Origin of the sequence: Cellulomonas fimi (assembly GCF_012952065.1) — a bacterium.
Lineage (GTDB): Bacteria > Actinomycetota > Actinomycetes > Actinomycetales > Cellulomonadaceae > Pengzhenrongella > Pengzhenrongella fimi_A.
Window position 1 is genome coordinate 1 of the sequence record NZ_JABCJJ010000054.1, and the last position, 5,791, is coordinate 5,791.

3 protein-coding genes and 1 pseudogene are annotated in these 5,791 nt (G+C 62.6%); 3 read left to right on the forward strand and 1 reads right to left on the reverse strand.

The features are described 5' to 3' along the window. Window positions 1–128: 128 nt before the first annotated feature. Window positions 129–478: pseudogene (locus HIR71_RS17055) on the reverse strand (transposase); the annotation flags it as partial. Between the two features lie 168 nt (window positions 479–646). Between HIR71_RS17055 and HIR71_RS16030 the strand changes: the two are divergent. The 3 genes from HIR71_RS16030 to HIR71_RS17275 are packed head-to-tail and all read left to right on the forward strand — an operon-like array spanning window position 647 to window position 5,621. Then, the gene (locus HIR71_RS16030; protein WP_169326068.1) at window positions 647–2,560 is read left to right on the forward strand and encodes a DNA methyltransferase; all 1,914 of its coding nucleotides are present in this window, start codon (window positions 647–649) and stop codon (window positions 2,558–2,560) included. Further along, window positions 2,560–5,490, forward strand: coding sequence for a DEAD/DEAH box helicase family protein (locus HIR71_RS16035; RefSeq protein WP_169326069.1), 2,931 nt, complete (start codon window positions 2,560–2,562; stop codon window positions 5,488–5,490). Before HIR71_RS16030 ends, HIR71_RS16035 begins: the two co-directional genes overlap by 1 nt. Further along, window positions 5,490–5,621 carry a hypothetical protein gene (locus tag HIR71_RS17275; protein WP_282959319.1) on the forward strand — a complete coding sequence of 44 codons (132 nt, stop codon included), beginning with the start codon at window positions 5,490–5,492 and terminating at the stop codon, window positions 5,619–5,621. Before HIR71_RS16035 ends, HIR71_RS17275 begins: the two co-directional genes overlap by 1 nt. The last annotated feature ends 170 nt before the right edge of the window (window positions 5,622–5,791 follow it).

Consider the following 5,791-nt stretch of genomic DNA (forward strand, 5'->3'; position numbering starts at 1 on the left):
GGCCAAGGCCCACCTCAACCTCGTCCCCGGCGACCAGGAGGTGACCGACCCAACCCTGGCCCTCACGGCCTGAAAACACCCCAGGGGTCACACCGCACCGCTACACCACTCCCCAGGACTTGACCCGGGCCACGGGAGGTCAGGTCGCGGAACAACGTCAACCACCGGGCGCCGTCCTCAGCGGCTGAGGCGTCGATCCTGAGATCTCCCGGTGGCTGTCGCCGTTGACGCCGGTGGCGACCATGGCGGCAATGTGACCAACCGCCCACCCTCACGGAACGTCACGATCAGCGCGTCGGCCCGGCAGACGTGTAGGGGCCGCCGCCCCACGAGCGGGTCCGAAACGCGACGCCCTGCTCATCGAGGGCGGTGGCCATCCGTGAAACCTGCGACTTGCTCAGCTGGGTGATCCCAGGGACTCCACGGGCTTGTCCATCCGCCGGGTACTCACCTCGAGCAGGTATCGGGTCGCTACGACGTCAGGGCCGCCTCGGACGCCGCACGCGGTCACGCCGCCGAAACGGCAGTGCGGCGCGCTGCCCGAACGGCATCGATCTGTCGGTCGGCCTGGGTAGGGTCGCAGGTGCCTGGTCGGCGCGGGGGGATTCGCTCGTGCGCGGGAGTCGGCGGACTGGAAGGAAGCCAAGTGGGGAAGTCGCTGCTGGAGCAGTTGCCGGGCATCGTGGCCACCGGAAAGCGGCAGGCGGCGCAGGTCCTCGAACAACTCGAGGGACGTAACCGGGTGACGCTGCAGACCCGCGAGCTAGTCATCCCCTCGAAGGACACGGTCGCAACCGATCTCTTCACTCAGGCCGACCGAGCCGACCTTCAGTCGGCCTCTCCTAACGGCGAGCTCAGCCGCTTGATATACGGCGACAATCTGCTGGCGATGGCCGCGCTGTTGGCCGGCGATCAGAACACGTCGAGCATGCGCGGAAAGGTGGATCTGATCTACATCGACCCGCCCTTCGACTCGAAGGCGGACTACCGAACAAAAATCATTCTGCCTGGCGCAACCATCGATCAGAAGCCGACGGTCTTCGAGCAGTTCGCCTATTCCGATACATGGTCAGACGGCACAGCGTCCTATCTGGCGATGATCACTCCGCGTCTCGTTCTGATGCGGGAGCTACTCGCTGACACTGGCTCAATATTCGTTCACCTTGATTGGCACGTGGGGCACTATGTCAAGATTGTTCTTGACGAGATTTTCGGACGAGACAATTTTACTAATGACATCGTGTGGTGGTACTACAACAAGATGCAGGGCAACATCAAGACGTTCCCTAGGAACCATGACTATATAATGTTCTATCGGAAGTCTGCCAGCTTTACCTTCAATCCGCAGAAGGAAAAGCGCCTTGAGCCAATACGCCAGATCAAGCGGGTGTGGTCGTCAGAAACGAAGTCGCTGGTTAACGCCAAGGGTGACGATGGCAAGGTCGTCTACATCGATTCGACCCACCGCACGATAGATGATGTCTGGCGACTCTCGATGCTCCAGCCAGCTGACAAGACTGAGAACCTGCGTTTCAACACACAGAAACCCGAGACGCTACTTGAGCGGATCATCAGCGCCACCACCGACGAGGGCAGCCTCGTTGCCGACTTCTTCATCGGCTCCGGTACCACCGCGGCTGTAGCTGAGAGGTTGGGTCGCCGTTGGGTAGCGACCGACCTCGGTAAGCCTTCGACGATGATCACGCGCAAGCGTCTTATCGACCAGAACGCCAAGCCGTTTCTATACCAGGCTATCGGGGACTATCAGGTCGAACAGGCGCGTTCGACGCTCGGCCGTTCGTTCCGAGTCGGTGACCTCGCCAAGGTGGTTCTTGACCTATACGGCGCCTTGCCGCTCCCTACCGAGGAAAACGTCAACGGCAGCCTTGGTCGACTGCCTAGCACCCGGACACTCGTCTACGCCGACTCCCCGTCGAAGCTCACGACGGTATCGACGCTGCGCCGGGCGCAGGGGTACCGCGACAGCAAGCTCGGTGGCTTCGAGAAGGTCATTGTGCTCGGCTGGAACTTCTCTGCTGGCATCGGCCAGGACATCGCCAGCCTCGGCGACCCGAATCTTGAGGTGCTCGTCATCCCGCCCGACCTCCTCGATCGACTCAAGAAGAAGGGCGCCGACAAACTTGCAGCCGAGGTGCGGTTCTCAAGCCTCCAGTTTCTTCAGGCCGGGGTCATCTCCCGCAAGGCCAGCGCCGGCCGCGAGGAGCTCAGGGTGGCTCTCCACAACTACGTCCTACTGTCACCCGAGGCCATCAACCTGGACGACAAGAACCGGGCTGAGCTACAGAGCATCATGAACAACGAGCCGCTCGCACTCATCGAGTACTGGGCCGTGGACCCGGACTACGACGGCGAGGTCTTTCGGTCGGTGTGGCAGGACTACCGAGGTAACACCGGCAACGACGACGACGCGTTGCGGGTCATCACGGCTGCTCAGATCGATCTGCCGATTCACGATGGGCCGCGTCGAGTCTGCATCCGCGCTGTCGACGTCTTCGGCTACGAGTCCGAGGTCGTCATCGACAGAGTCGAAGTCGACTGATGGCCCAGGATCTCTTCCCGCTGGCAACCGGGCTTGCGAAACTTGTCGATGCACAGGTCGCCGACTTGGTTAGTGGCCTGGAGCCGGAGTTGCTCGGCCAGGTCACCCCGACGACCGAAGAACTGCTCCGCTTCTGGTTCCAGCAGGACTACGTCGACCTGCGCGAACTGAATTTCCACGAGGGCCAGCGCTCGGCGATCTTGCACATCATCTACGCACACGAGGTGCTCGGCACCCGGAGCCTCCGCGAGCTGTACGAGGCGGCCGCCGGCGACGCCTTGCTCGACAACGGGCTGCTCGGCGAAGTCACGCGCGACCGGCACTCGCATCCGAAGTACGCCGCCAAGATGGCGACTGGCACCGGCAAGACCTGGGTACTCAACGCGCTCCTGGTCTGGCAATACTTGAACAAGGTTGCCAACCCGACTGATGAGCGCTTCACGAGCAACTTCCTGTTGGTCGCCCCTGGCTTGATCGTCTACGACCGGTTGCTCGACTCGTTCCAGGGCAAGACCTTTGACGGCGAGCGCGACTTCACGACCAGCGACATCTACCGCCAGCAGGTCCTGTTCATCCCCGAGAACTTCCGGACCCAGGTCTTTGGTTTCCTCCAGTCCTCGATCGTTACCAAGACGGACATCGGTCGCAAGGTCACTGGTTCCGGGCTCATCGCTATCACCAACTGGCATCTCCTTGCGGGTGTTGAGGACCCGAACTTCGTTGAGGATGAGGACGGGGGCGACGTCGAGGCACCCGGGCGTGAAATTGATGCCAAGGCAGCCGTTGAGAGTCTTTTCCCTCTGACTCCCGGCACGGCGGCGGGCAACACCCTCGCCGTCTTGGACCGGCGCTTCGCTCGCGGCGGGCCACTCCAGGCGCTTGTCGACCTGCCGGACCTCCTGGTCTTCAACGACGAGGCGCACCACATCCACGAGATCCGCACGCTGGAGGAAGTGACCGACGTCGAGTGGCAGCGCAGCCTGCTGGAGATCGCGGCCACCAAGGGCTCGCGCTTCATCCAGATCGACTTCTCGGCGACGCCCTTCAACGAGGTGGGCTCTGGCCGTAAGCGGTCGCGTCAGTACTTCCCGCACATCGTGGTCGACTTCGACCTCACCGCCGCCATGAAGGCTGGCTTGGTCAAGTCGCTGGCGCTCGACAGGCGAAAGGCCGTGGCCTCGCTGCCACTCGACTTCAAGGCCGAGCGTGACGAGCAGAAGCGAGTGACCGGGCTGAGTCAGGGGCAGCGCGTCATGCTCCGCGCGGGCCTCAAGAAGCTGCAGATCCTCGAGGAGCAGTTCGCGGACACCGCTCCGGACAAGCATCCGAAGCTCCTGGTGATCTGTGAGGACACCATGGTCACGCCCCACGTCGTGGAGTTCTTGCAGACCACGGGCCTGTCCGAAGGCGACATCCTGCGTGTCGACTCTGGGCGAAAGGCGGAGCTTGGCCCGAAGGACTGGGAGCCCATCCGCGAGCGGCTCTTCGACGTCGATCGCCATGAGCAGCCCAGGGTCATCGTCTCGGTCTTGATGCTCCGCGAAGGCTTCGATGTCAACAACATTTGCGTCATTGTGCCGCTCCGTACGTCCGAGGCGTCGATCTTGTTGGAGCAGACGGTCGGTCGTGGTCTGCGCCTGATGTGGCGCGGCAACGAGGAGATCGATGATCTGAAGCGGGAGACCCGTGAACGAATCGCCCGCCGGGAGGAGCCGACCAACTTCTTCGACGTGCTCTTCATCGTTGAGCACCCGGCGTTCTCGCAGTTCTATGAAGACCTGCTGGGCGAGGGGCTGGCCGTCGAGGTGGGGGACGACTCGGATGGCACCCCAGCGACGGGCGACCTCGAGAACGTCGATCTGCGGCCGGGCTACCAGGCCTACGACTTCGAGGTTCCAATCGTCATCCGGGATGCTGACGAGGAGCTGAAGAAGCCGAGCATCGACCCGCTGACGCTGCCCGTGAGCAAGTACCAGGTGGACTGGCTGATCAGCCAGATCGGCAAGGGTGATCGGTTCGTCTCGCAGGATGCCCAGACAGGGACGCAGTTCGGTGACTACCGCGTCGACGGGGGCATCCTGACGGCCACTGGGTACAACGACTACCTCTCCCGCATGACCACCCGCATCACCGAGGCGCTTGGCCGGAACCTCACGAGTAGTGCTGGCAAGTACAAGGAGATCAGCCAGTACCCGATCCTCCAGGCGTACAAGCCACTGCTCACTGGCTGGATCGATACGTACGTTCGGCACCGCATGTTCAAGGAGGACTTCGACCCCCTCGAAGAAGAGAACTGGCGTGTGCTCCTCATCGACGATGTCGCGCACGAGATCGCTGGGGCGTTCGCGAGCAAGCTCACTGCGCTGCAGGAGAGCCAGTCCGTGGCCGGCGCTGAGGTTCGCTATATGAACCTCTCGGACGTCAAGACGATCCCTGTCCGGACGAGCTCGTGCGTCGAGGTCACCAAGTGCATCTATCCCAAGCTCCCCGTCCCAACCAGGGGCGGGGGCCTGGAGCGCCTGTTCATCGAGTGGCTCAACAGCGATACCCACGTCGAGGCGTTCGCCAAGATCCACGAGTACCGGCATAGCTTCTTGCGCCGACCGTACCTGAAGGCCGATGGCATGCCCGCTCAGTACTCGCCGGACTTCCTGGTGCGCACCGACACCGACGTCTACGTCGTTGAGACCAAGGCGCAGTCAGCGCTCAGCGACGAGAACGTGAGGCGTAAGCAGCGCGCGGCGCTCGCCTGGTGCGACCAGATCAACGAACTCGATAGCAACCTTCGAGCTGACCTCTCCTGGAACTACGTGCTCCTGGGTGAGGCGGTCGTCCACGAATGGCACTCGAAGAACGCCCGCGCGAGCGAGTTGCTTGATTACGCCCGGCTTCGAAGGACTGAGCCACCGGAGCAGGGGACGATATTCTGATGAGCACGGAACCCGTGGGCCCCCACTGGGTCCGCGCTGCGCTGCAGGTGAACGCGGCGATCGCTGCGTGTGGTGTGACGCCTAATTGCAACAACGGTACCGTGGACAACTCGGTCAAGGGCGGGCAGTAGTCATAATTAGCAACTGGGCTCGGTTCTGGGCAGTCGATTTACAGGCTCATCGCGATTGAGGGTGTAGTCGGGGTCTGAAGCCGCCGGTCTCGAGCAGGCTTCTGGCGATGTAGTTGGTGAGGTTGCGGAAGCCGAGGGCGGAGCCGCGCAGGTGTTCGAGGCGCCCGTTG

What these genes read in the sequence shown, in the direction of transcription:
- HIR71_RS16035 (WP_169326069.1), top strand. Translation starts at nt 2,560, where the DNA reads ATGGCCCAGGATCTCTTCCCGCTGGCAACCGGGCTTGCGAAACTTGTC.
- HIR71_RS17275 (WP_282959319.1), top strand. Translation starts at nt 5,490, where the DNA reads ATGAGCACGGAACCCGTGGGCCCCCACTGGGTCCGCGCTGCGCTGCAG.